The 23301-nt window shown below is 72.3% G+C and carries 24 protein-coding genes and 1 pseudogene; 2 read left to right on the forward strand and 23 right to left on the reverse strand.

Annotation, left to right across the window (positions count from 1 at the left end):
- Positions 1 to 36 precede the first annotated feature (36 nt).
- The 6 genes from ACZ6H8_RS07170 to ACZ6H8_RS07195 form a co-directional block, all read right to left on the reverse strand.
- Positions 37 to 849: an SseB family protein gene (locus ACZ6H8_RS07170; RefSeq protein ID WP_464145872.1), complete on the reverse strand. Its 813-nt coding sequence runs from the start codon at positions 847 to 849 to the stop codon at positions 37 to 39.
- On the reverse strand, positions 846 to 1595 hold the full coding sequence (gene priA, locus ACZ6H8_RS07175) for a bifunctional 1-(5-phosphoribosyl)-5-((5-phosphoribosylamino)methylideneamino)imidazole-4-carboxamide isomerase/phosphoribosylanthranilate isomerase PriA (RefSeq protein WP_464145874.1): 750 nt from the start codon (positions 1593 to 1595) through the stop codon (positions 846 to 848). The genes ACZ6H8_RS07170 and priA overlap by 4 nt, the downstream gene beginning before the upstream one ends.
- Before the next feature lie 30 nt (positions 1596 to 1625).
- On the reverse strand, positions 1626 to 2264 hold the full coding sequence (gene hisH, locus ACZ6H8_RS07180; protein ID WP_464145940.1) for an imidazole glycerol phosphate synthase subunit HisH: 639 nt from the start codon (positions 2262 to 2264) through the stop codon (positions 1626 to 1628).
- Positions 2261 to 2863 (reverse strand): imidazoleglycerol-phosphate dehydratase HisB, encoded by a 603-nt coding sequence (hisB, locus tag ACZ6H8_RS07185; protein ID WP_464145876.1) that lies wholly within the window; start codon positions 2861 to 2863, stop codon positions 2261 to 2263. Before hisB ends, hisH begins: the two co-directional genes overlap by 4 nt.
- 5 nt (positions 2864 to 2868) lie before the next feature.
- Positions 2869 to 3957: a histidinol-phosphate transaminase gene (locus tag ACZ6H8_RS07190; RefSeq protein WP_464145878.1), complete on the reverse strand. Its 1089-nt coding sequence runs from the start codon at positions 3955 to 3957 to the stop codon at positions 2869 to 2871.
- Between the two features lie 107 nt (positions 3958 to 4064).
- Complete coding sequence (locus ACZ6H8_RS07195) at positions 4065 to 4409, reverse strand: LysM peptidoglycan-binding domain-containing protein (protein ID WP_464145880.1); 345 nt, start codon at positions 4407 to 4409, stop codon at positions 4065 to 4067.
- Between the two features lie 172 nt (positions 4410 to 4581).
- Between ACZ6H8_RS07195 and lexA the strand changes: the two are divergent.
- Positions 4582 to 5279: pseudogene (gene lexA, locus ACZ6H8_RS07200) on the forward strand (transcriptional repressor LexA).
- 27 nt (positions 5280 to 5306) lie between these two features.
- Here lexA and hflX read toward each other — a convergent pair.
- Complete coding sequence (hflX, locus tag ACZ6H8_RS07205; protein WP_464145881.1) at positions 5307 to 6788, reverse strand: GTPase HflX; 1482 nt, start codon at positions 6786 to 6788, stop codon at positions 5307 to 5309.
- A gap of 26 nt (positions 6789 to 6814) precedes the next feature.
- On the opposite strand from hflX, the gene ACZ6H8_RS07210 reads away from it, so the two are divergent.
- Positions 6815 to 7429, forward strand: coding sequence for a class I SAM-dependent methyltransferase (locus ACZ6H8_RS07210; RefSeq protein WP_464145883.1), 615 nt, complete (start codon positions 6815 to 6817; stop codon positions 7427 to 7429).
- Here the strand turns inward: ACZ6H8_RS07210 and dapF are convergent.
- From dapF to ACZ6H8_RS07290, 16 genes are all read right to left on the reverse strand, one after another.
- The gene (gene dapF, locus ACZ6H8_RS07215) at positions 7426 to 8274 is read right to left on the reverse strand and encodes a diaminopimelate epimerase (RefSeq protein ID WP_464145885.1); all 849 of its coding nucleotides are present in this window, start codon (positions 8272 to 8274) and stop codon (positions 7426 to 7428) included. The genes ACZ6H8_RS07210 and dapF overlap by 4 nt on opposite strands.
- A 10-nt stretch (positions 8275 to 8284) precedes the next feature.
- Complete coding sequence (gene miaA / locus ACZ6H8_RS07220) at positions 8285 to 9175, reverse strand: tRNA (adenosine(37)-N6)-dimethylallyltransferase MiaA (protein WP_464145886.1); 891 nt, start codon at positions 9173 to 9175, stop codon at positions 8285 to 8287.
- Positions 9175 to 10635, reverse strand: a complete 1461-nt coding sequence (miaB, locus tag ACZ6H8_RS07225; RefSeq protein WP_464145888.1) for a tRNA (N6-isopentenyl adenosine(37)-C2)-methylthiotransferase MiaB — start codon at positions 10633 to 10635, stop codon at positions 9175 to 9177. The genes miaA and miaB overlap by 1 nt, the downstream gene beginning before the upstream one ends.
- An 82-nt stretch (positions 10636 to 10717) precedes the next feature.
- On the reverse strand, positions 10718 to 11218 hold the full coding sequence (locus ACZ6H8_RS07230) for a hypothetical protein (RefSeq protein WP_464145889.1): 501 nt from the start codon (positions 11216 to 11218) through the stop codon (positions 10718 to 10720).
- A 136-nt stretch (positions 11219 to 11354) separates the two neighbouring features.
- On the reverse strand, positions 11355 to 11792 hold the full coding sequence (locus ACZ6H8_RS07235; RefSeq protein ID WP_464145891.1) for a hypothetical protein: 438 nt from the start codon (positions 11790 to 11792) through the stop codon (positions 11355 to 11357).
- Positions 11793 to 11848: 56 nt separating this feature from the next.
- On the reverse strand, positions 11849 to 12355 hold the full coding sequence (locus ACZ6H8_RS07240) for a regulatory protein RecX (RefSeq protein ID WP_464145893.1): 507 nt from the start codon (positions 12353 to 12355) through the stop codon (positions 11849 to 11851).
- A complete protein-coding gene (gene recA / locus ACZ6H8_RS07245) occupies positions 12352 to 13422 on the reverse strand; it encodes a recombinase RecA (protein WP_464145894.1) in 1071 nt (356 codons plus the stop codon). The genes ACZ6H8_RS07240 and recA overlap by 4 nt, the downstream gene beginning before the upstream one ends.
- A gap of 250 nt (positions 13423 to 13672) precedes the next feature.
- Positions 13673 to 13894 carry a DUF3046 domain-containing protein gene (locus ACZ6H8_RS07250; RefSeq protein WP_464145896.1) on the reverse strand — a complete coding sequence of 74 codons (222 nt, stop codon included), beginning with the start codon at positions 13892 to 13894 and terminating at the stop codon, positions 13673 to 13675.
- A gap of 75 nt (positions 13895 to 13969) precedes the next feature.
- Positions 13970 to 14299, reverse strand: coding sequence for a helix-turn-helix domain-containing protein (locus tag ACZ6H8_RS07255; protein WP_464145898.1), 330 nt, complete (start codon positions 14297 to 14299; stop codon positions 13970 to 13972).
- A gap of 72 nt (positions 14300 to 14371) precedes the next feature.
- Positions 14372 to 14911, reverse strand: a complete 540-nt coding sequence (locus tag ACZ6H8_RS07260; RefSeq protein WP_464145900.1) for a CinA family protein — start codon at positions 14909 to 14911, stop codon at positions 14372 to 14374.
- Complete coding sequence (gene pgsA, locus ACZ6H8_RS07265) at positions 14908 to 15519, reverse strand: CDP-diacylglycerol--glycerol-3-phosphate 3-phosphatidyltransferase (RefSeq protein ID WP_464145902.1); 612 nt, start codon at positions 15517 to 15519, stop codon at positions 14908 to 14910. The genes ACZ6H8_RS07260 and pgsA overlap by 4 nt, the downstream gene beginning before the upstream one ends.
- Positions 15520 to 15560: 41 nt before the next feature.
- Complete coding sequence (locus tag ACZ6H8_RS07270; protein ID WP_464145904.1) at positions 15561 to 18284, reverse strand: DNA translocase FtsK; 2724 nt, start codon at positions 18282 to 18284, stop codon at positions 15561 to 15563.
- 85 nt (positions 18285 to 18369) lie between these two features.
- Positions 18370 to 19578, reverse strand: a complete 1209-nt coding sequence (locus ACZ6H8_RS07275; RefSeq protein WP_464145906.1) for an ABC transporter permease — start codon at positions 19576 to 19578, stop codon at positions 18370 to 18372.
- Positions 19575 to 20279 (reverse strand): ABC transporter ATP-binding protein, encoded by a 705-nt coding sequence (locus ACZ6H8_RS07280; RefSeq protein ID WP_464145908.1) that lies wholly within the window; start codon positions 20277 to 20279, stop codon positions 19575 to 19577. The genes ACZ6H8_RS07275 and ACZ6H8_RS07280 overlap by 4 nt, the downstream gene beginning before the upstream one ends.
- Entirely contained in the window at positions 20276 to 21520 is a 1245-nt protein-coding gene (locus ACZ6H8_RS07285; protein WP_464145910.1) for an efflux RND transporter periplasmic adaptor subunit, read from the reverse strand. The genes ACZ6H8_RS07280 and ACZ6H8_RS07285 overlap by 4 nt, the downstream gene beginning before the upstream one ends.
- A 104-nt stretch (positions 21521 to 21624) precedes the next feature.
- Positions 21625 to 23298, reverse strand: coding sequence for a ribonuclease J (locus ACZ6H8_RS07290; protein ID WP_464145912.1), 1674 nt, complete (start codon positions 23296 to 23298; stop codon positions 21625 to 21627).
- Positions 23299 to 23301 lie beyond the last annotated feature (3 nt).

A 23301-nucleotide genomic window follows, 5' to 3' on the forward strand; every position in this document is an offset into this window, starting at 1 on the left:
GCGGCGCCGACGCGTGGTCGTCGGCTCCCGCACCGGTCAGCGCGCGCGGTAGACCGCGACGTTCGCGCCAGAGGCGATGCGCGTCGGCTGCGCGAGCCAGACGACCTCGATCGCGACGTCGGTCACGGCGTCCTGCCACGTCGAGCGACGCGTGCCGATCGCGGCGACCGTGCGCTCGAAGTCCGACTGCACGCTCGCGCGGTCGACGCCCGGCGATGCGATGGCGCGCACCTCGAGCTCGCGCCCCAGCAGCCGCGCCGTCGGATCGGCGTCGGCGAGCGCGACCGCCTCGACGCCGTCGATCGCGAGCAACGGCCCCACGAGCTCGGCCTGCACGATCGGATGCCGGTGCGGCGGCATCCACGGCTCCCCCGTCAGCAGCGCCACGAGCGCGCTGCGCCGCAGCACGACCTCCGACGGCGATCCTGGATCGACCACGACGCGCCCGGCGTCCTCGAGCGCCGCAGCCGCGCAGCGCTCGATCGACGCGGGCACGGGCCGCGCATCCGGCCGCCATGCGCGCATGGCCTCGGCGCTCGACGTCATCGGCAGGATGGGCGCGCCGTCGGGCCCTGCGACCGCGACGATCGAGAGCTCCTGGCTCGTCTCGGCCGTGCGGCCGCCGATCGTCTCGGTCCCGCCCGCCTCGGCGACGAGCGGCACGAGCAGCCGGGCTCCGCGCAGCGCCTCCACGACGCCTGCGACGTCGCCGGAGCCGTCGCGCAACGCTGCCGCAGCCACGAGGAACGCGGGCGGCGCGCTGCCGTCGTCACCCGCGTACGCCGTGTCGTGATGCTGGAACGTGCGACCGCCCCACGGGCGTCCGGCGGAGTCGCCCGTGCCCGTCACTTCCCCGCGACGTCGAGCGCCGCCTTGAGCGTGAAGGCGCCCGCGTACAGTGCCTTGCCGACGATCGCACCCTCGACGCCCACCGGCACGAGCTCGCGCAGCGCAGCGATGTCGTCGAGGCTCGACACGCCACCGGAGGCGACGATCGGCCGGTCGGTGCGCTCTGCGATCTGCTGCAGCAGCTCGACGTTCGGACCGTTGAGCATGCCGTCCTTCGTCACGTCGGTGACGACGTAGCGGCTGCATCCGGCGTCCTCGAGGCGGTCGAGCACCTCCCACAGGTCGCCGGAGTCCTGCGTCCAGCCGCGCGCGGCGAGCGTCGTGCCGCGCACGTCGAGACCGACGGCGATCTGGTCGCCGTACTCGGCGATGACGTGCGCCGTCCACTCGGGGTTCTCGAGGGCCGCCGTGCCGAGGTTGATGCGCTTCGCGCCGGTCTCGAGCGCCGCCTCGAGCGAGCGGTCGTCGCGGATGCCGCCGGAGAGCTCGATGAGCGCATCGCCCCGGACGGCCTTGATGACCTTGCGGATCGCGCCGCGATTCTCGCCGCGACCGAAGGCGGCGTCGAGGTCGACGAGGTGGATCCACTCGGCGCCCTGGTGCACCCAGTCGAGCGCGGCGTCGACGGGGCTGCCGAACGACTGCTCGGTGCCCGCCTTGCCCTGCGTGAGCCGCACGGCCTTGCCGTTCGCGACGTCGACGGCGGGCAGGAGGGTCAGGCGGGGTGCCTGGGAGAAGTCGGTCATGGATCGCTTTCGTCGGTGCCGGAGGGGATGCTACTGAGGGCTGAGCGTGCCGACCCAGTTGGCCAGCAGGCGCACGCCCGCCTCCCCCGACTTCTCGGGGTGGAACTGGGTGGCGCACAGCGGGCCGTTCTCGACCGCGGCGAGGAAGCGCTCGCCGTGCTCGGCCCACGTCGTGATGGGACGCCGGATGCGCGGGTGCGGGTCGATGAGCCACTCGGTCGCGGCATACGAGTGCACGAAGTAGAACCGCTCCCGCTCGAGCCCGGCGAACAGCCGCGACCCCTCGCCGGGCTCGACGGTGTTCCAGCCCATGTGCGGCAGCACGTCGGCGTCGAGCCTGCGCACGGTCCCCGGCCACTCGCCGAGCGCCGTCGTCTCCTCGCGCCCCTCCGAGCCGTGCTCGAACAGCACCTGCATGCCGACGCAGATGCCCAGCACGGGCCGCCCGCCCGCGAGCCTGCGGCCGATGAGCTCGCCACCGCGCACGGCCTCGATGCCCGCCATGCACGACGCGATCGAGCCGACGCCGGGCACGACGAGTCCGTCGGCCTCCATGATCGTCGCGCGGTCGGCGGTGAGCGTCACCCTCGCCCCGGCAGCCTCGAGGGCCTTCGCGGCGGAGTGGACGTTGCCCATCCCGTAGTCGAGCAGCGCGACGGTGGGGGTCAGAGCGCCCCCTTGGTGGAGGGGATGCCCGAGACGCGGGGGTCGGGCTCGACCGCGACGCGCAGCGCACGTGCGAGCGCCTTGAACTCGGCCTCGGCGACGTGGTGCGGGTCGCGGCCGGCGAGCGCCTCCACGTGCACGGTCATGCGCGCGTTGAATGCGATGGCCTCGAAGACGTGGCGCACGAGGGAGCCGGTGAAGTGGCCGCCGATGCGGTGCAGCTCGAACCCGGCCGGCTCGCCGGAGTGCACGAGGAAGGGGCGGCCGGACAGGTCGACGACCGCGCGAGCGAGCGCCTCGTCGAGCGGCACCGTCGCGTCGCCGTAGCGGCGGATGCCTGCCTTGTCGCCCAGCGCCTCGCCGAGCGCGAGGCCGAGGCAGATCGCCGTGTCCTCGACCGTGTGGTGCGCGTCGATGTCGGTGTCGCCCGTCGCGCGCACGCGCAGGTCGATGAGCGAGTGCTTCGACAGGGCCGTGAGCAGGTGGTCGTAGAACGGGACGGTCGTCGAGATCTCGCTCGTGCCGGTGCCGTCGAGGTCGAGCTCGAGCTCGATGGAGGACTCGCTCGTCGTGCGGGCGATGCGTGCGGTGCGCATGGTCATAGATCCTACGGTCGTGCGGAGGGCGCGAAGCGCGCGACGGATGCGAGGAAGGCGTCGGTCTCGGCCGGGGTGCCGGCCGTGACCCGCAGCGTGTGGGGGATGCCGACGTCGCGCACGAGCACGCCGTCGGCGAGCAGGCCCTCGAACGCGGCCTGGGGATCGGCCAGGCCGCCGAACAGCACGAAGTTCGCGTCGGACGGGTGCGGGGCGAGGCCGAGGCGCGCGAGCTCGACGACGATGCGGTCGCGCTGCGCGCGCAGCTCGTCGACTCGCGCGAGCATCGTGGGTGCGTGCCGCAACGCTGCGAGGGCAGCGGCCTGCGTCAGCGCCGAGAGGTGGTACGGCAGTCGCACGAGACGCAGGGCGTCGATGACGGCCGGGTCGGCGGCGAGGTAGCCGACGCGCACGCCCGCGTACGCGAACGCCTTGCTCATCGTGCGCGAGACGATGAGTCGCTCGAAGCGGGGCAGGAGCGTGAGCGCCGTCTGCGTCCTGTCGTGCGCGAACTCCCCGTACGCCTCGTCGACGAGCACCATGCCACGGGCTGCGGATGCTGCGGCCTCGATCGTCTCGATCGAGATCGCGGTGCCCGTGGGGTTGTTGGGCGCGCAGAGGAAGACGACGTCGGGGTCGTGGCGCTCGATGGCGGCGACGACCGTCTCGGGAGCGAGCGTGAAGTCGTCGGCGCGCGGCTCGACGACGTACTGCGCCCCCACGCCCTGAGCGAGCAGCGGGTACATCGAGTAGGTGGGCGAGAACGACAGCAGCGTGCGACCCGGACCGCCGAACGCCTGCAGCACGTGCTGCAGCACCTCGTTCGAGCCGTTCGCAGCCCAGATCCGCTCGGCGGTGAGCCCGTGGCCGAGATACGCCGCGAACGCCGCACGCAGCTCGGTGAACTCGCGGTCGGGGTAGCGATGCACGCCCGCGACCGCCTCGCGCACCGCAGCGACCACGTCGTCGACGACGACGTCGTCGATGGGGAACGCGTTCTCGTTGACGTTGAGCCGCACGGGCACGTCGAGCTGCGGCGCGCCGTAGGGCACGCGACCGACGAGGTCGGCACGGAGCGGGAGGTCGTCGAGCGAGGCCACCAGGCAAGCCTAGGCGCGAGCGCGTGCAGGAGACGACGAACGCCCCACCCCTGCACGGGGTGGGGCGTCGCGGCCGAGCCGATGCTCGGTGCGCGCGAGGCGCTGCGTCAGCGCGTGTACTCGGCGGGGATCGTCAGCTGCTGACCGGGCTGGATCGCGCCGCCGACCTCGTTGAGCTGCTGGATGTCGGCGATGACCTCGCGGGGGTCGACGTCGGGTGCGACCGCGGAGGCGATCGACCACAGCGTCTGCCCGGGCTGCACGACGACGGTCTCGTACGAGACCTCCGATGCCTGCTGCCCTGCGGATGCGGTGGCGGCCTGCAGCACGCCGAGCCCTCCGAGCGCCAGCACGGGGGCCGCGACGAGCACGGCGAGCGCACGACGTCCGCGCACCGTTACGCGGAGCTGGGGTGCCTGCAGGCGAGGGGCCTGGGTGGCGATCGTGGTCATGTCTCGCTCCTTCCGGGAGTCGGATCGCGGGTGCGGCGCTCGGCCGGGAGCGCTGCACCCGCGTTCCGTCATTCGAACGTACCTTCGGATCATCCGTTCGTCAAGAGCCGGAATAGCCCTCGATTGCTGGACGACACGCTCGAACACGCGTACGCCTCGGGGGTTCCGTCGGATACGCTTTCGAACGAGGCACAGTCAATCGGCGACCACCGACACGGTCGCTCGAGGAGGACGACGGCGATGACCCAGCGGCAGCTCACCGAGAAGCAGCAGGCGATCCTCGCCTGCATCCAGCAGTCCGTGCGCCAGCGCGGCTACCCGCCCAGCTATCGCGAGATCGGCGACGCCGTCGGGCTCTCCTCGCTCTCGAGCGTCACGCACCAGCTCGGCCAGCTCGAGCTCGCGGGTGCCATCCGACGCGATCCCGCTCGGCCCCGCGCCATCGAGGTGCTCGTCGAGTCCGTCGACCCCGCCGATGCCGTCGGCGCCGACGCGACGGCGTTCGTGCCGCTCGTCGGACGCATCGCCGCAGGCGTGCCCATCACGGCCGAGCAGCAGGTCGAGGAGGTCTTCCCCCTCCCCCGCTCGCTCGTCGGCAAGGGCGACGACCTCTTCATGCTCAAGGTCGTGGGCGAGTCGATGATCGACGCGGCGATCTGCGACGGCGACTGGGTCGTCGTCACGCAGCAGGCGACCGCCGAGAACGGCGACATCGTCGCGGCGATGCTCGACGACGAGGCGACGGTCAAGGTCTTCCGGCAGCGCGACGGCCACACGTGGCTGCTGCCGCGCAACTCGGCCTTCGAGCCGATCCTCGGCGACGCCGCGGTCGTGCTCGGCCGCGTCGTGGCCGTGCTCCGCTCCGTCTAGACCCCGGAGCGCCGGCGTCGCGGAGCGTCACACGGTGCGGAACTCCTCGAGTCCGTCGACGGCGTCCTCGGTGACGAGCACGTCGAGCCGGGTGCCGTCGGCGTCGTACGTCTCGCGCTCGAGCGTGAAGTGCTCGTGGATGCGCGAGACGACGTCGCCGCGGTCGAAGGGCACGAGCAGCGACATGGGCACCGTGGGCCGTGGGAGCAGCTCGGCGATGCGCTCGCGCAGCTCGGCGATGCCCCTGCCGGTCCTCGCGGAGACGAAGACGGCGGTGGGCACGAGCCCACGCAGCACGAGCAGCTCGTCGTCGGAGACGAGGTCGGCCTTGTTGAACGCGACGATCTCGGGGATGTCGCGCGCACCGGTCTCGCCGATGACCTCGCGCACGGTCGCGAGCTGTGCCGCGGGGTCGGGGTGGCTCGCGTCGACGACGTGCACGATGACGTCGGACTCGCCGACCTCCTCGAGCGTCGATCGGAACGCCTCGACGAGCTGATGCGGGAGGTTGCGCACGAACCCCACGGTGTCGGCGAGCGTGAACAGTCGGCCGTCCGGCGTCTCGGTGCGGCGCACGGTCGCGTCGAGCGTCGCGAACAGCGAGTTCTCGACGAGCACGCCTGCGTTCGTCAGTCGGTTGAGCAGGCTCGACTTGCCTGCGTTCGTGTACCCGGCGATCGCGACCGACGGCACCGCGTTGCGGTCGCGGTTGGCGCGCTTCGCCTTGCGGGCGGGCGCGAACTCCTTGATCTGCTTGCGCAGCCGCGCCATGCGCGTGTGGATGCGGCGACGGTCGAGCTCGATCTTCGTCTCGCCGGGGCCGCGCGAGCCCATGCCGGCGCCCTGACCGCCGACCTGTCCACCCGCCTGCCGCGACATCGACTCGCCCCAGCCGCGCAGGCGCGGCAGGAGGTACTCGAGCTGTGCGAGCTCGACCTGCGCCTTGCCCTCCCTGGACTTCGCATGCTGGCTGAAGATGTCGAGGATCACGGCCGTGCGGTCGATGACCTTCACCTTGACGACGTCCTCGAGCGCACGCCGCTGGCTGGGTGCGAGCTCGGTGTCGGCGATGACCGTGTCGGCGCCGGTCTCCTTGACGAGCGCGGCGAGCTCGGCGGCCTTGCCCTTGCCGACGTAGGTCGCCGCGTCGGGGTGCGGGCGGCGCTGCAGCACGCCGTCGAGCACGGTCGCGCCAGCGGTCTCGGCGAGGGCTGCGAGCTCGCGCAGCGAATGCTCGGCGTCGACGACGCCGCCGGCGTGCACGCCCACGAGCACGACGTTCTCGAGCCGCAGCTCGCGGTACTCGACCTCCGTGACGTCCTCGAGCTCGGTGCGCAGACCGCTGACGCGGCGCAGGGCCGCACGATCGGCGCGATCGAGCTGCTCGCCGTCGAAGTCGCCGTCGGCCGCACCCGGCTGCAGCGCCTGCGCAGCCGCGTCGAGCACGCGCTCGTCGGTGGTGTCCGCCCACTCGAGGATGCGATCCGCGCGCGAGGTGCCGTCCGCCATGCTGTCTCCTCCACTACGGTCGGTGCGTGACCGACCACTACTTCTCCGCCGCCGAGGGCGATGCGCCCACGCGCGAGGTGCGCGTGCCCCTCGCCGGCCGCGAGCACTCGCTGCTCACGGCGCCCGGGGTGTTCTCGGGCGACGGCCTCGACGTCGGCACGAGCGTGCTGCTCGACGAGACCCCGGAGCCGCCGCAGTCCGGCGACCTGCTCGACCTCGGCGCAGGCTGGGGCCCGATCGCCCTCTCGCTCGCGCTCCGCGCACCGGATGCGCGGGTGTGGGCGGTGGATGTGAATCCGAGGGCGGTGGACCTCGTCCGGCGCAATGCCGAGCGTGTCAGCGTAGCAAACGTCACGCCCGCCCTGCCCGGCGATGTGCCGGATGTTCGCTTCCAGGGGATCTGGTCGAACCCGCCGATCCGCATCGGCAAGCAGGCCCTGCACGCGCTGCTGCTGGAGTGGCTCCCCCGGCTGGCCGTGGGCGGGGAGGCGTGGCTCGTCGTGCAGAAGCACCTCGGCTCCGACTCGCTGCTGCGGTGGCTCGACGAGCAGGATGGACTGGCGGCCGAGCGCGCCACGTCGAAGAAGACGTTCCGCATCCTGCGCGTGACGCGCGTCGAGGCGGCGGAGCCTGGCGCCTAGAGGATGTCGGTCTGGCCGCGGAAGACGATCTGCGCGGGACCGGTGAGCCACGCGTGCTCGCCGTCGGGGCGGACGTCGACGTCGACGTGCACGACGCCGCCTGGCACCTCCACGCGCCAGCGGTCGGGCGCGCCGCCCGCCCAGTGCCGGGTCGCGAACGCGGCGGCGACGGCACCCGTGCCGCACGAGAGCGTCTCGCCCGAGCCGCGCTCGTGCACGCGCATGCGGATGCGCCCCTCGTCGCCGGAGATCCCCTGCGGCACGACGAGCTCGACGTTCGCGCCATCGGGCGCGACAGGGTCGAGCGTCGGCGCCTCGTGCAGGTCGAGGCTCGCGAGCTCGTCGTCGTCGGCGAGCGCGACGACGACGTGGGGGTTGCCGACGTCGACGCGCTGACCGGGTCTGGGCACGGCGAGCCCGCGAGCGCGCACGATCGGCTCGCCGTCCTCGAGGCGCACGAGCCCGAGGTCGGCGGCGAACCCGCCGTCGACGGCGCGCACGCGGCGGATGCCCGCGCGGGTGCCGACCGCGAGGTCCGCGACGTCCGCGAGCCCCTCCTCCTCGAGCAGGCGCGCGAAGACGCGGATGCCGTTGCCGCACATCTCGGCGACGCTGCCGTCGGCGTTGCGGTAGTCCATGAACCACTCGGTGCCGCCGCCGAGCGCGCGCTCCTGCTCGGGCATCGCGTCGGTGCGCGTCGCGAGGATGAGGCCGTCGCCGCCGATGCCGAAGCGCCGATCGCACAGCGCCGCGACCTGCTCCGGCGTGGGTCGCAGCTCGCCTGCCGGGTCGACGATCAGCACGAAGTCGTTGCCCGTGCCATGACCCTTCGCGAATGCGACCATGCCGTCGAGCCTAGGCGAGCAGGGTCGCCGCGATCGCATCGGCACCCACGGGACCGTCGACGTCGAGCGCGGGGTACCGCTGGAACCACGACACCTGCCTGCGCGCGTAGCGGCGGGTGAGCCGCTGCGTCTCGGCGATCGCCTCCTCGCGCGTGGCGCGTCCGCGGAGCTGGTCGAGCGCCTGCCGGTATCCGATGGCCGCCCGCGCCGTGGAGCCCCGCTCGAGCCCTGCGTCGACGAGCGCGCGCACCTCGTCGAGCATGCCCGCCGCCCACATGCCCTCGACGCGAGCGTCGAGCGCCGCCACGAGCTCGTCGCGCGCCCTGCGCACGTGCACGATCGTCGTGCCGGGCAGCACGTCGGGCAGCCCGACGGGGAACGGCTCGCCCGTCGCCGTGACGACCTCGAGCGCGCGCACGATGCGGCGACCGTTGTGCGGGCCGATCGCGTCCGCTGCGCGCGCGTCGACCGCCGCCAGGCGCGCGTGCATGGCCGCGGCGCCGTCGCGCAGCAGGTCGACCTCGAGCTGGGCGCGCAGCGCCTCGTCGGCGCCTGGGAAGTCGAGCGGCCCGAGCACGCTCGACGTGTACAGGCCGCTGCCACCGACGAGGATCGGCACCGCACCGCGCTGCTCGATCGCGGCGACGACCTCGCGCGCGCGCGGCTGGTACCAGGCGACGCTCGCCTCGTCGGTGACCTCGAGCGCGTCCATGAGGTGGTGCGGCACGCCGCGCCGCTCGTCGAGGGCGAGCTTGGCCGTGCCGACGTCCATGCCGCGGTAGAGCTGCATCGCGTCGGCGTTCACGACCTCCGCCTCGCGACCGTGCGCTGCCAGCGACGCGGCGACGTCGAGGGCGAGCTGCGACTTGCCGGTGCCGGTCGCGCCGACGATCGCGAGCATCAGGCGCGCAGGGTGGGCATGCCCAGGCGCACGGGCACCGCGCCGCGGGGCGTGCCGGGGCTCACGGGCACGCCGCACGACTCGGCCTGCGCGAGGTCCCACGCGTCGCCGGCGCGCGTGCGCCGCACCGCGACGGGTCCGCGGTCGGCCTCGAGGTGGAAGGTCGACGCACGCGTGATCTCGACGGTCGCGACGTCGCCGGGTCGCAGCTCGTGCTCGCCGGGCACGAGGTGCACGAGCCGATGGTCGGGTGCGCGTCCGGTGACGCGATGCGTCGCGGCGTCCTTGCGCCCCTCGCCGCTGCCGACGAGCACGTCGACCGTGCGACCGACCTGGCGCTGGTTCTCCTCGAACGTGATGTGGTCCTGCAGCGCGACGAGCCGCTCGAAGCGCTCCTGCACGACGGCCTTCGGCACCTGGTCCGGCATCGTCGCGGCAGGCGTGCCCGGGCGGATGGAGTACTGGAACGTGAACGCGGACGCGAAGCGCGACTGCTCGACGACGCGCAGCGTGTCGTCGAAGTCCTCGTCGGTCTCGCCTGGGAAGCCGACGATGAGGTCGGTGGTGATCGCCGCGTCGGGCATCGCGGCGCGCACGCGGTCGAGGATGCCGAGGAAGCGCGCCGACCGATACGACCGACGCATGGCCTTGAGGATGCGATCGGATCCCGACTGCAGCGGCATGTGCAGCTGCGGCATCACCGCGTCGGTCTCGGCCATCGCGTCGATGACGTCGTCGGTGAACGCCGCAGGGTGGGGACTCGTGAAGCGGATGCGCTCGATGCCGTCGATCTCGCCTGCCGCACGCAGCAGCTTGCCGAATGCGAGCCGGTCGCCGAACTCCACGCCGTACGAGTTCACGTTCTGGCCCAGCAGCGTCACCTCCGCGACGCCCTCGGCGGCGAGCGCCTCGAGCTCGGCGAGGATCTCGCCGGGGCGGCGGTCGCGCTCCTTGCCTCGCAGCGACGGCACGATGCAGAAGGTGCACGTGTTGTTGCAGCCGACCGAGATCGACACCCATGCCGAGTACGTCGACTCGCGCTTCGTGGGCAGCGTCGACGGGAAGGTCTCGAGCGACTCGAGGATCTCGAGCTGCGCCTCGTCGTTGTGTCGTGCGCGCTCGAGCAGCGTCGGCAGCGAGCCGAGGTTGTGGGTGCCGAAGACGACGTCGACCCACGGCGCCCGGTCGAGGATCGTGCCGCGATCCTTCTGCGCGAGGCAGCCGCCGACGGCGATCTGGAAGCCGTCGCGCTCGCGCTTCGTCTTCGCGAGCTGGCCGAGATTGCCGTAGAGCCGCGAGTCGGCGTTCTCGCGCACGGCGCACGTGTTGATGACGATGAGGTCGGGCTCGGCGCCTGCGGCCTCCGCGTAGCCGGCGTCGAGCAGCGATCCGCGCAGCCGCTCGGAGTCGTGCACGTTCATCTGGCAGCCGAAGGTGCGCACCTCGAACGTCCTGGTCATGCCATCCAGGGTACGACGCAGGGGACGGCGCGAACGCCGTCCCCTGCATGCCGTCCCGCGGGAGCCTCGGCTCCCCTCGGCGTCAGCGCTGGTTGAAGGTGACCGAGTACCCGGCGGTGCCGACGCCGTCGACGCCGGTCATCGTGAGCGAGGGCGTGACGCCCGTGAACGGCCCCGTGAGGTCGATGTAGTTGATCTCCTCGATCTGCGACAGCGTCATCTCGAGGGTGCCGTCCTGCACCGACCACGTGTCCTGCGCGGAGTCGAACGGCACGCCCGTCTCGTCGCTCCAGACCGTGATGTAGAGGGTGCCGTCGGCCTCGAACGAGAACTCGAGGTCGATGAAGATCTCGGGGCCCTCGACCGTGCCGATCCACTCGGTGTCGACGAGCGCGTCACCGGGGTCCTCGGCGGGCTCGCTCGTGGCGGGTGCAGACGTGCCGGGCTCGGACGTCGTGGGCGTCGTCGTCGTCGGCGTCGAGGTCTGCGGCGTCTGCGGGGAGGGGAGCTGGATGCAGCCGGCGAGCGTGAGGATCGCTGCCGCGCCGAGCGCGGCGGCGCCTGCGATGCGGGAGATGTTCATGGTGCGAGCGTACGCGGAGCAGCCGACCGCTTCCTGAACGCGCTGTGCGTGTCGCCTGGGTGCGTTCGTACGACGCCGCACGCGCGACGAGGGCGACGGACGGCGGTCCGTCGCCCTCGTCGTGCTGGGGCCGAGGTCAGCTGCCCTGCGAGATGTCGAGGGTCTGGCCCTCTGCCGTGCCCGAGCCCGTGAGGCTCATGGACCCGGTCGAGGCGGCACCCGTGTAGACCAGGTCGCCCGCGTTCGTGCTGATGGTCAGCGTCACGTCGCTGCCGGAGACGACCCAGGTGTCCTGGGGGACGTCGAAGCCGCCCTCGTCGTTCCACTCGGTGAAGTCGATGGTGCCGTCCTCGTTGAGCGTGAACGTCATCTGGTTGCCACCGTCGGAGCCGCTCCAGGTCGTGCCTGCGAGCTCGGTGGTCTGCTCACTGCTGCCGCCGCCGCCACCATCGGTGGGGTCCGCGGTCGAGCCGGAGTTGGTGGTGGGTGCGCCCGGCAGCTGGAAGCAGCCGGTCATGGTGAGCAGCGCGGCGGCAGCGATGGCCGGGAGCGCAAGGAGGCGGGAGGTCTTCATGCCGCCACCGTAGTCCAGCGCACGGCCACGACGGTGAACGTCGGCTGAATCTGCGCTCAGGGTGCCCCGAGCGCGTCGATGCGGGCCTTCGCCTCGTCGAGCGCACGTCGGCAGATGCCCGAGGCGAAGCCGCGCCTGGCCAGCTGGCCCGCGACGCGGCGCAGCACGACCTCGTCGATCGGCCCTCTGCGAAGGCGCTGCTCGGCGAAGCCGACCGCGCGCTCGAGCTCGTCGTCGTCGGAGGGCGCCTCGGCCCGATCCGCCTGCGCGATCCCACGTCGAGCGAGCTCCTGCTCGACGACGCGAGCGCCAGCCTTGCGCCGCGTGCGCACACGCTCGGCGACCGTCTCGGCGAGCGCCCGATCGTCGATGGCGCCCTCGTGCTCGAGACGATCGAGCGCCGCGTCGCGATCGTCGGCCTCGACGCCGTGCTCGTCGAGGCGCTTCGCGACCTCGGCTCTGCTGAGCGCACGCCTGCTCAGGACGCGCCGTGCGACGTCGAGCGCCTCCGCCGAGGCGCGCTCCTTGGCGGCGCGCACCTCGGCGAGGTCGACGACCCTCACGCTCCCACGCGCTCCGCGCGGCGGTCGGCGAGGGACTCGACGGGCGCGGCTGCGGCTGCGGCAGCAGCAGCCTTGCCGACCCCGAGCTTCGTCAGGATCTTCGTCTCGATCTCTGCGGCGATCTCGGGGTTGGTGCGCAGGAACTCGCGCGCCTTCTCCTTGCCCTGCCCGAGCTGGTCGCCGTCGTACGTGTACCAGGCGCCCGACTTCTTCACGATGTTGTGCTCGACGCCGAAGTCGATGAGGCTGCCCTCGCGCGAGATGCCGATGCCGTAGAGGATGTCGAACTCCGCCTGCTTGAACGGCGGTGCCATCTTGTTCTTCACGACCTTGACGCGCGTGCGGTTGCCGACCGCGTCGGTGCCGTCCTTGAGCGTCTCGATGCGACGGATGTCGAGGCGCACCGAGGCGTAGAACTTCAACGCCTTGCCGCCGGCGGTCGTCTCGGGGCTGCCGAAGAACACGCCGATCTTCTCGCGCAGCTGGTTGATGAAGATCATGGTCGTCTGCGTCTGGTTCAGACCACCCGTGAGCTTGCGGAGCGCCTGCGACATGAGGCGCGCCTGCAGGCCGACGTGGCTGTCGCCCATCTCGCCCTCGATCTCGGCACGGGGCACGAGCGCGGCGACCGAGTCGATGACGACGAGGTCGATCGAGCCGGAGCGCACGAGCATGTCGGCGATCTCGAGCGCCTGCTCGCCGGTGTCGGGCTGCGACACCAGGAGGGCGTCGATGTCGACGCCGAGCTTCTTCGCGTACTCGGGGTCGAGCGCGTGCTCGGCGTCGATGAACGCGGCGATGCCGCCGTTGCGCTGCGCGTTCGCGATCGCGTGCAGCGTGAGCGTGGTCTTGCCGGAGGACTCGGGACCGTAGATCTCGATGATGCGGCCACGAGGGAGTCCACCGATGCCGAGAGCGACGTCGAGGGCGATCGAGCCCGTCTGGATGACCTCGACCGGCGCGCGCTCGTCGCTGCCGAGGCGCATGACCGTGCCCTTGCCGAACTGCTTGTCGATCTGCGCGAGTGCCGCCTCGAGCGACTTCTCGCGATCTGCTTGCGTAGGCATCCTTCAACCCTCTCGTTCGTGTCCGCTCGCCCACAGGCAGCCGATGCTCGGCCGGGCGCAGTCACCACCGGTGACCGGCGGCGTCCTTGACCCGGCTCACGCTAGGCGGGACCGCCGACACGCGGTCGGCAGGAGCCCCTCCTGTGCAGAGCGCCGGGCTGTGGAACGCTGCGGGGCCAGCGTACGACGGATTCGAACGCATCTTCGAATGCGCACGCGGCGTGTCGCGCGCTCGTGGCGCGGTCGCCGCTCAGCGCTGCGGCGCGCGCCTGCCTGCCCCGTGGCGGCGCGGGTCCGGCACGTCCTGCGCCTCGCACAGCGCGAGCCACACGGTGCGAGGGGGCACGCCGTCGGCGAGCGCCTGCCTGCCCGTGCGGTCGTCGAGCCCTGGCAGCACGAGATCGGCGAGCAGCACGTCGCCGAGCCGTCCGAACTCGTCGTCGACCGCTCGCTGGAGCTCGCTGGTGCGCATGGTCCTCCACGATATGCGACGAGGGGCCACGCGATGCGCGGCCCCTCGTCGTGATGCGTCCTGTCAGCGACGCGCTCAGCGCGTCATGGTCGACAGCTCGCGCACGAGCTCGTCGGGCACCGCATCCGGGATGCGCTGCAGCGACGGCTCGAGCGAGCGCACGTCGATGCCCTCGAGCACGGCGAGACGGTCCCCCACCTCTCGCAGGATGCTCGACAGCGGCACGTCGAGCGCCTCCGCGACGGAGGCGAGGATCTCGCTCGACGCCTCCTTCTGACCGCGCTCCACCTCGGAGAGGTAGCCGAGCGCGACCGACGCGCGCGACGCGACCTGACGCAGCGTGCGTCCCTGCTGGAGGCGTACGTCGCGCAGCACGTCGCCCAGCTCCTGTCTCAGCAACACCATGGGATCCCCCTTCACCCTCGGCGGGTCACCAGCCTAGCGCTGGTCGTCCACCAAGATCTGACAACGTCAGTGTCACATCTCGTATTCCAGTTCGGACCCGGGACCGCCTGTGGATGGTCTGTGGGTCTGCGCGCTCGTCTCGCGCAGCGCGTCGACGAGCGCCGCGAGCGCCGCGTCGACCGACGCCGCACGGATCTGGGCACGCGTGCCCGAGAGGTCGAGCCGCACCGAGCGCGCGCCGCTGGCCGACGCGATGCCGACGTGCACCTCCCCCACGTCGTGGCCGCCCTGGCGATCGGGTCCTGCGACGCCCGTCGTCGCGACGCCGAGGGTCGCCGGACCCTGGACGCTCGCGAGCATGCGCACGCCCGCCGCCATGGCGGCGGCGACGTCGCCGTCGACCGGCCCGCGCTGGGCGAGCAGGGATGCGTCGACGCCGAGCACCGACGCCTTCATCGCCGTGTCGTACGCGACGACGCCGAGGCGCAGCACCGCGGAGGCTCCCGCGACGTCGACGATCGCGCTCGCGAGCGCGCCACCGGTCAGCGACTCCGCGACCGCGATCGTCGCACCCCGCTCGCGAGCGAGGCGCACGACGTCGGCTGCGCTCACCGCCGGCGGCCGCGTCGCACGTGCCACACGTACTCGAGGCCCGAGACGAACGTGAGGATCACGGCGATCGTCATGGTCGCGACGTGCACGATCGTCGCGGGCGCGTCCCCGATCCAGGATGCGAGCGGCAGCAGGGCCGCGGCGAGCGCGACGGCCTGCGCCCACGTCTTCGCCTTGCCGGGCCACGACGCGGGGATGACGATGTCGTTCGCGATCGCGAGTCGGTGCACCGTGATGCCGATCTCGCGCACGAGCACGACGATCGTGATCCACCACGGCAGCTCGCCGAGGATCGACAGCACGACGAACGCGGCGCCCGTGATCGCCTTGTCGGCGATGGGGTCGAAGAGCTTGCCGAAGTCGGTGACGAGGTTGCGGCTGCGCGCGATCCAGCCGTCGACGAAGTCGGTCGCGATGAGCACGACGAAGAGCACGGCGGCCACGAGCCGCACCGAGCCCATCTCGCCGTCGTCGGCGAGCACGAGCCAGACGAACAGCGGCGTGAGCACCACCCGGACGACCGAGATGACGTTCGGCACGCTCGCCACCGACGCCGGCGTCTCGCCGCGAGCCCAGACGCGGCCCCGCCAGGGGCTCAGGATGCTCATGCTCCCAGGCTACCCGTGGCCGACGCACCCTCGCCGCGACGTCAGTCGCGCCCCGTGAGCCCCCACGCGTCGTCGGAGGAGTCGTCGGCGTCGACGACCTCGAGGCCGCGGTTCGCCTCGTCGATCGACTCGGCGACGAGGTCGCGCTGCTGCGCGGGCGCAGCGGGCGCAGCGGGCGCAGCGGGCGCCGCCGGAGCCGCCGCGGCCGCGGGCGGCGTCTCTCCGCGCAGCGACGCGAGCACGCCAGCAAGCCCGTCGGGAGGCACGAGCACGTCGCGCGCCTTCGACCCCTCGGAGGGGCCGACGATCTCGCGGCTCTCCATGAGGTCCATGAGCCTGCCCGCCTTCGCGAAGCCGACGCGCAGCTTGCGCTGCAGCATCGACGTCGACCCGAACTGCGTCGTGATGACGAGCTCGGCGGCGGCGCAGAGGTCGTCGAGGTCGTCGCCGATGTCGGCGTCGATCTCCTTCTTCGTCGACACCTCCTCGACGTCCTGCCGATAGTCCGGCTGCGCCTGACCCGTGACGTGCTGCACGACGCGCGCGATCTCGGCCTCGTCGACCCACGCGCCCTGCACGCGCATCGCCTTCGACGACCCCATCGGCAGGAACAGGCCGTCGCCCTGGCCGATGAGCTTGTCGGCGCCCGGCTGGTCGAGGATGACGCGCGAGTCGGTGACGCTCGACACCGCGAACGCGAAGCGCGAGGGCACGTTGGCCTTGATGAGCCCCGTGACGACGTCGACCGACGGCCGCTGCGTCGCCAGCACGAGGTGGATGCCCGCGGCGCGCGCGAGCTGCGTGATGCGCACGATCGAGTCCTCGACGTCGCGCGGGGCGACCATCATGAGGTCGGCGAGCTCGTCGACGACGACGAGCAGGTACGGGTACGGCTTGAGGGTGCGCTCGCTGCCCGGCGGCAGCGCGAGCGTGCCCTCGCGCACGGCCGTGTTGAAGTCGTCGATGTGGCGGAAGCCGAACGACGCGAGGTCGTCGTACCGCATGTCCATCTCCTTCACGACCCACTGCAGCGCCTCCGCTGCCTTCTTCGGGTTCGTGATGATGGGCGTGATGAGGTGCGGCACGCCCTGGTAGGCGGTGAGCTCGACGCGCTTGGGGTCGACGAGCACCATGCGCACCTCGGACGGCTTCGCGCGCATGAGGATGCTCGTGATCATCGAGTTCACGAACGACGACTTGCCGGAGCCCGTGGAGCCCGCGACGAGCAGGTGGGGCATCTTCGCGAGGTTCGCGACGACGAAGCCGCCCTCGACGTCCTTGCCGATGCCGATCGTCATGGGATGCACCGACGTCGTCGCGCGCTTCGAGCGCAGCACGTCGCCGAGCTTCACCGTCTCGCGGTCGGGGTTCGGGATCTCGACGCCGATCGCGCTCTTGCCGGGGATGGGCGCGAGGATGCGCACCTCGTTCGACGCGACGGCGTACGCCAGGTTGTTCGACAGCGCCGTGACCCGCTCGACCTTGACGCCCTGGCCGACCTCGATCTCGTAGCGGGTGACGGTCGGGCCGCGCGAGAAGCCCGTGACGCGCGCGTCGACCTTGAAGTTGTCGAGCACGCTCGTGATGGCGGCGACCATGTCGTCGTTCGCCTGCGAGCGCGCCTTGCCTGGCGGGCCCTCCGAGAGCGACTGGATCGACGGCAGGCGGTACGGCCGGTCGCTGGGCGGTCCCGCGAGCGGCTGCATGCCCTCCGGCTCCGCGGGTGCCTCGTCGACGACGGGCGCCTCGCCCGTGATGCGCCGCACGGCCTCCTCGGCGTGCTCGAGGTGCGCGATGACCTCGGTCTCGTACGCGTCCTGCTCCGCCCACTGCTCGAGCACGCTCGTGGCGTCGTCGGATGCCGCGAGCGGCGTCGGCTCGACCGGCGCGGTCTCGGCGCGCTCGACGAGCACCGGGGTGTCGTATGCGGGGTCGACCTCGCGGCCGGTGGCGTTGCGACGCCAGAACGGCAGCGTGGCGTCGTCGCCCTCCTCCTGGTCGCCCTCGCGCTCCGCACGGGCGGCGAGGCGCTCGGAGCGCCGGCGCTCGCGCTCCTCCTCGCTCTCGGGGTCCATGCCGAAGAGGTAGCGGTACAGGTCGCCGACGCGCTGCACGATGCGGTTCGGTGGCGTCGCCGTGAGCACGAGGATGCCGACGACGACGAGCAGGCCGGCGACGATGCCTGCGCCGACGGGCGTGATGAGCGCGGCCAGCGGCGCCCCGAGCACCCAGCCGAGGATGCCGCCCGCCGTGGCGACGGCAGGCAGGCCGTCGGAGGCGGCGGGCTGGCCGAGCATGACGTGGCACAGCGCCGCGACCGAGACGACGAGCATCGCCAGGCCCACGCCGACGCGGCCGTTGTCGGCGACCGACGCGGGATGCCGGAACATCCACAGCGCGAGCAGCGCGAGCACGACGGGCAGCGCGATGGCCACCTGGCCCATGAGGCCGCCGAACGTGACGTCGCTCAGCACCTGGCTCACGGGGCTCGCCGGCAGGATCCACTCGACGACCGCACCCGCGATGGCGAGGAGCGTGAGCAGGAACGGCACGCCGTCGCGGCGCTCCTCCTTCGCGAGCGACTCGCGGCCGAAGACGCGCGCGGCACCGCCTGCGAGGTGCGCGAGCGCCATCCAGCCGCGCGCCACGGCGTTCGGACGCTCCTGCTCGACGGGGAGCACCTTCGTCTGCGCGCGCGTGGACGTCGACGTCTTCGAGGTCGCGCGCTTCGCGGCAGGCTTGCGCGCCGGCTTCGTGGTGGCCATGGCGCCACGGTAGCCGCGACGGACGACGCGGCTCGTGAGGCGCACCGTGCCGCGCCTCGACTCGCCCGGCCCTCGCGGCGCGGGCTCAGAATCGGATGGCGTCGATGACCTTCGACCGCACGGCGACGAGCGCCGGGATGATGCCTGCGAGCGCACCGACGGCCGTCGCGACGCACAGGCCCGTGACGGCCGCCGCCACCGGGAACGGCGGCAGCTCCCCCGCGATGCCGATCGAGACGACGCCGTCGACGAGCAGCACCCGGTACGCGAGCACGACGAGCATGATGCCGACGAGCCCCGCCGCGACGGTGCCGACGACCGACTCGAGCATGACGCCGACGAAGACGCGCGACTGGCTCGCGCCGAACGCGCGCCGGATGCCGAGCTCGCGCACGCGATGCCGCACGGTGATGACGGCGATGTTGATCAGGCTCAACGCACCCAGCAGCAGGACGACCCCCGAGATGCCCAGCAGGATCTGCTGCACGAACGCCGTCGGGTCGTTCGCGGGGTCGAAGTACGCCGCGTAGTCCTGCCGGTAGGCGTCGACCTGCGTGCCCTCGAACGCGCCCCGCAGGTCGCGCGACACCATCGTCTCGACGGCGTCCGCCGACTCCTCGGGCACCCACATCTCGATCGTCGGCTGCGCGGAGGCGGCCGCCTCCTCGCCGACGATCGCCATCGCCGTGTCCGGCAGGCCGAACACGTACGGGTAGCCCTCGTACATGCCGCCCTCGACGACGCCGACCACGACGGCCGTGCGACCGTCCGGCAGCGTCATCGTCGGATGCTGGTCGACGCTGGCAACGCCCATCATGTCGAGCGCGTACCGGTTCACGACGACGACGGGCGCGAGCCGCTCTGCGTCGGAGTCGACGAACCAGCGGCCCTCCGCGAGCGCGATGCGGTGCATCGCCTGGTAGTCGACGCCGACGCCCATCACCTGCGCGTCGGTGCGGACGCCCGCGAGGTCGACGGCACCGCCGAGCCACATCACGGGGCTCGTGTAGCGGATGTCGTAGCGGTCGGCGATCTCCTCGGCCTCGGCCATGACCTCGTCTGCGGCGGGCGACTCCCCCGTCGTCGAGTACACCGTGAAGGCGAACGTCGCGGGCCTGCCGGAGGACTGCTCCATCGACTCCGTCGACACCTGCCGCACGATGTCGCCCATCGCGACCGACGCCGTGAGGGCCGCGACGGCGACCGCGACGCCCACGAGGCTCAGCAGCACGCGCACCCTGTGGATGCGCAGCTGCGCGAGCGCCTCGACGAACGTGGCGGCGACGACCCTCATGCGGGCACCTCAGCGACCTGCTCTGCAGGCGACAGCACGCCGACGTCGAGCCGATGCATGCGCTCGGCGCGTGCGGCGACGTTGACGTCGTGCGTGATCGTGACGAGCGCCGCACGCGAGTCGCGCGCGACCGACTCGAGCAGATCCATGATCTGCGCGCCCGTCTCAAGGTCGAGCGCGCCGGTGGGCTCGTCGGCGAGGATGAGCCTCGGCGACCGCACGAGCGCTCGAGCGATCGCGACGCGCTGCTGCTCGCCGCCGGACAGGGTCGTCACCTGCGAGTCGGCGCGGTGCCCGAGCGACACGCGCTCGAGCATGTCGCGCGCGAGTCGGTCGCGGCGCCAGAAGTGGGCACCCGAGCCGTACAGCAGCGGCATCTGCACGTTCTCGAGCGCCGTGAGGCCCTCGATGAGGTGGAACTGCTGGAACACGAAGCCGACCGCGAGGGCGCGCAGCCGGTCGCGGCGCCGTGCCGACATGAGCAGCACGGGCTCGTCGTCGAACCGCATGCGACCCGTCGTCGGCTGGTCGAGCAGGCCGAGGATGTTGAGCAGCGTCGACTTGCCCGAGCCCGACCGGCCGACGATCGAGACGCGATCGCCCGCGTCGACCGCGAGGTCGATGCCGCGGAGGATCTCGAGCGGCGGCCGGTCGGGCAGCACGACGTGGCGCGTGACGTCCTCGAGCGACAGCAGGGTCACGGGATGACCTCGCCGCACACCATCGGGTCGAAGGTCATCGGGTCGGCGCAGGGGTCGACGACGGGCTCCCCGCCCGGCACGAACTGCAGCACCTCGTCGCCCTCGGCGAGGCCGCTGCGGATCTCGATCTGCTGCCCGTCGGTGAGGCCGAGCTCGACCTGCACCTCCTCCTGCGCGCCGTCGGCGCCGATGCGCACGACCGTGCCGGTGTCGGCGCTGCCGAGCACGGCCGTCGTCGGCAGCGTCAGGACGCCCTCCGCGACGCCGCCTGCGATGGTGACGTCGGCCGCGAGGCCGGAGAAGACGCGCACGTCGCCAGGCACCTGGCAGCGCATCGTCGCCGTCGACACGCCCGTGCCGCCCTCGCCGGCGGGCGAGCCGGCTGCCGGCGTGGGCTGCAGCACCGTGAGACCCGTGCACGCGAAGGGTGCAGGGCCACCTGGGATCTGCACCTGCGCCTCGGTGGGCTGCGTCGTGAGCCGGTACTGCTCCTGCGCCGTGAGCGCGGCGTCGACGTGGAACGTGGCGGGCTGCACCGCACCCGTCTCGGTGCCGACCTGCACCTCCTGGTTCAGCAGCAGCTCGAAGCCGGTGAGCACGCCGGCGGTCGGCGAGGCGATCGTGAACAGCCGCACCGTCGGGGCGGGCAGCGAGCCGTCGTCGTTCGGCTGCGTCGCGGGCGTCTCGACGCGCACGACGTACAGCTCGGTGCCCGCAGCGACGCCCTGGCCGTCGGTCGCGAGGATGCGCGTGACGGTGCCGGTCTGCGTCGAGCGGACCGCGACGGTGTCGTCCGGCAGCACCTGGCCCTCGAGCGCGAGGTCGTTGCGCACGGTGCCGACGCTCGCCGCCACGAGCGGCTCCTCCATCGCCGCGGTGGGCGGCAGGTCGCCGCCGGCCTCGGAGGCGGCAGGGTCGGGGAAGAAGGCGAGCTTCACGAGCGCGACCGCGATGATCGCGAACACGACGAGCCGCAGCGCGGGCCACACGACGGTGCGCCACACGCCAGGGCCGCGCGACTGGCGCTCGGCACGCCGCGCCGCCTTCCGCTCGGCGGCCTCGAGCCGGCGCTGCGCAGCGCCGGCCCGGCGCTCGTCGCCACCGAGCGCCGCGTGCTGCGGCCGGCCCGACTCGAGCGCCGGCGTCGTCGACGCATCGGTCGACGCCGCAGGCTCCCGGCCGTGCGTCGGGGGCGTGCCGACGCCCTCGGGTCCGTCGATCCGTCCGCCGTCTGCGCTCATGCCCGCCTCGCTCCACGCCGAACGTGCGTCGGCCAGGAGCGAGGCTATGCGGCCGTCCTGCGAGCCCGCCTCATCCTCGCGGACGAGACTCGGTCACGCTTCGATCACGCCTCGATGACGACCGGGACGATCATCGGGCGGCGGCGGATGCGCGTGCCCACCCAGCGTCCGACGGTGCGGCGCACGGCCTGCGAGAACTGATGCGTGTCGCGCACGCCCTGGCCGGCGGCCTCCTCGAGCGCCGCGAGGATCTTCGGGCGGATCTCGTCGAAGATCGAGTCGTCCTCCGCGAAGCCGCGCGCGTGGATCTCGGGGCCGACGACGCACCTGCCGGTCTGCGCCTCGATCGCGATGAAGATCGAGATGAAGCCCTCCTCGGCGAGGATGCGGCGGTCCTTGAGGTCCGCGTCGTCGAGACGGCCCACCGACGAGCCGTCGACGTACACGAAGCCGATCTCGAGCTGGCCCGCGACGCGGACGTCGCCGCCGCGCAGATCCCACACCGTGCCGTTCTCGCCGACGAACGCGCGCTCGTGCGGCACGCCCGTCTGCCGTGCGAGCGACGCCGCCGCGTGCAGGTGCCGGAACTCGCCGTGCACGGGGATGACGTTGCGCGGGCCGAGGATGTTGTAGCAGTAGAGCAGCTCGCCCGCCGACGCGTGGCCGGAGACGTGCACCTTCGCGTTGCCCTTGTGCACGACGTTCGCACCGAGCTTCATGAGGCCGTTGATCACGCGGTACACGGCGTTCTCGTTGCCGGGGATGAGGCTCGAGGCGAGGATGACGGTGTCGCGCTCGCCGACGACGATCTGATGCTCGCCGTTCGCGATGCGCGACAGCACCGCCATCGGCTCGCCCTGCGAGCCCGTCGACATGAACACGATCTTCGACTCGGGCAGGTCGTGCGCCTTCTTCGCGTCGATGAGCACGCCGTCGGGCACCGTCAGGTAGCCGAGGTCGGCGGCGATGCCCATGTTGCGCACCATCGAGCGACCCATGAACGCGACGCGGCGACCGTGCGCGTGCGCGGCGTCGAGCACCTGCTGCACGCGGTGGACGTGGCTCGAGAACGATGCGACGACGACCTTGCCCTGCGTCGCGGCGATGACCTGCTCGAGCACGGGTCCGATGCCGCGCTCGGGGGCGGTGAAGCCGGGGACGTCGGCGTTCGTCGAGTCGACGAGGAACGCGTCGACGCCCTCCTCGCCGAGCCTGGCGAACGCGCGCAGGTCGGTGATGCGGTCGTCGAGCGGCAGCTGGTCCATCTTGAAGTCGCCCGTGGCGAGCACGAGGCCGGCCGTCGTGCGGATCGCGATGGCAAGCGCATCCGGGATGGAGTGGTTCACGGCGATGAACTCGAGGCCGAAGGGTCCGAGCTGCTCGCTGCCGCCCTCGCGCACGGTGTGCGTGTACGGCTTGATGCGATGCTCCTTGAGCTTCGCCTCGACGAGCGCGAGCGTGAGCTGCGAGCCGATGAGCGGGATGTCCTGACGCAGCCGCAGCAGGTACGGCACGGCGCCGATGTGATCCTCGTGGCCGTGCGTGAGCACGACGGCCTCGATGTCGTCGAGGCGATCCCGGATGGGGCCGAAGTCGGGCAGGATCAGGTCGACGCCCGGCTGATGCTCCTCTGGGAACAGCACGCCGCAGTCGACGATCAGCAGTCGCCCGTCGATCTCGAAGACCGTCATGTTGCGGCCGACCTCGCCGAGGCCGCCGAGCGGGACGATGCGAAGGGTGCCGGGCTCGAGCGGAGCCGGCTGTGCGATGCCCGTCATGGG

This window comes from Agrococcus sp. AC640b, from assembly GCF_979255995.1.

Bases quoted from the DNA above. Each gene is read 5' to 3' on its own strand.
- hisB (WP_464145876.1), bottom strand. From the start codon at position 2,863: ATGACCATGCGCACCGCACGCATCGCCCGCACGACGAGCGAGTCCTCC.
- miaB (WP_464145888.1), bottom strand. From the start codon at position 10,635: ATGACCAGGACGTTCGAGGTGCGCACCTTCGGCTGCCAGATGAACGTG.
- pgsA (WP_464145902.1), bottom strand. From the start codon at position 15,519: ATGAGCATCCTGAGCCCCTGGCGGGGCCGCGTCTGGGCTCGCGGCGAG.
- ACZ6H8_RS07270 (WP_464145904.1), bottom strand. From the start codon at position 18,284: ATGGCCACCACGAAGCCGGCGCGCAAGCCTGCCGCGAAGCGCGCGACC.
- ACZ6H8_RS07230 (WP_464145889.1), bottom strand. From the start codon at position 11,218: ATGAACATCTCCCGCATCGCAGGCGCCGCCGCGCTCGGCGCGGCAGCG.
- ACZ6H8_RS07195 (WP_464145880.1), bottom strand. From the start codon at position 4,409: ATGACCACGATCGCCACCCAGGCCCCTCGCCTGCAGGCACCCCAGCTC.
- ACZ6H8_RS07255 (WP_464145898.1), bottom strand. From the start codon at position 14,299: ATGGTGTTGCTGAGACAGGAGCTGGGCGACGTGCTGCGCGACGTACGC.
- hflX (WP_464145881.1), bottom strand. From the start codon at position 6,788: ATGGCGGACGGCACCTCGCGCGCGGATCGCATCCTCGAGTGGGCGGAC.
- ACZ6H8_RS07275 (WP_464145906.1), bottom strand. From the start codon at position 19,578: ATGAGGGTCGTCGCCGCCACGTTCGTCGAGGCGCTCGCGCAGCTGCGC.
- dapF (WP_464145885.1), bottom strand. From the start codon at position 8,274: ATGGTCGCATTCGCGAAGGGTCATGGCACGGGCAACGACTTCGTGCTG.
- ACZ6H8_RS07250 (WP_464145896.1), bottom strand. From the start codon at position 13,894: ATGCGCACCAGCGAGCTCCAGCGAGCGGTCGACGACGAGTTCGGACGG.
- ACZ6H8_RS07235 (WP_464145891.1), bottom strand. From the start codon at position 11,792: ATGAAGACCTCCCGCCTCCTTGCGCTCCCGGCCATCGCTGCCGCCGCG.
- miaA (WP_464145886.1), bottom strand. From the start codon at position 9,175: ATGCTCGCGATCGTCGGCGCGACCGGCACCGGCAAGTCGCAGCTCGCC.
- ACZ6H8_RS07285 (WP_464145910.1), bottom strand. From the start codon at position 21,520: ATGAGCGCAGACGGCGGACGGATCGACGGACCCGAGGGCGTCGGCACG.
- recA (WP_464145894.1), bottom strand. From the start codon at position 13,422: ATGCCTACGCAAGCAGATCGCGAGAAGTCGCTCGAGGCGGCACTCGCG.
- priA (WP_464145874.1), bottom strand. From the start codon at position 1,595: ATGACCGACTTCTCCCAGGCACCCCGCCTGACCCTCCTGCCCGCCGTC.
- ACZ6H8_RS07290 (WP_464145912.1), bottom strand. From the start codon at position 23,298: ATGACGGGCATCGCACAGCCGGCTCCGCTCGAGCCCGGCACCCTTCGC.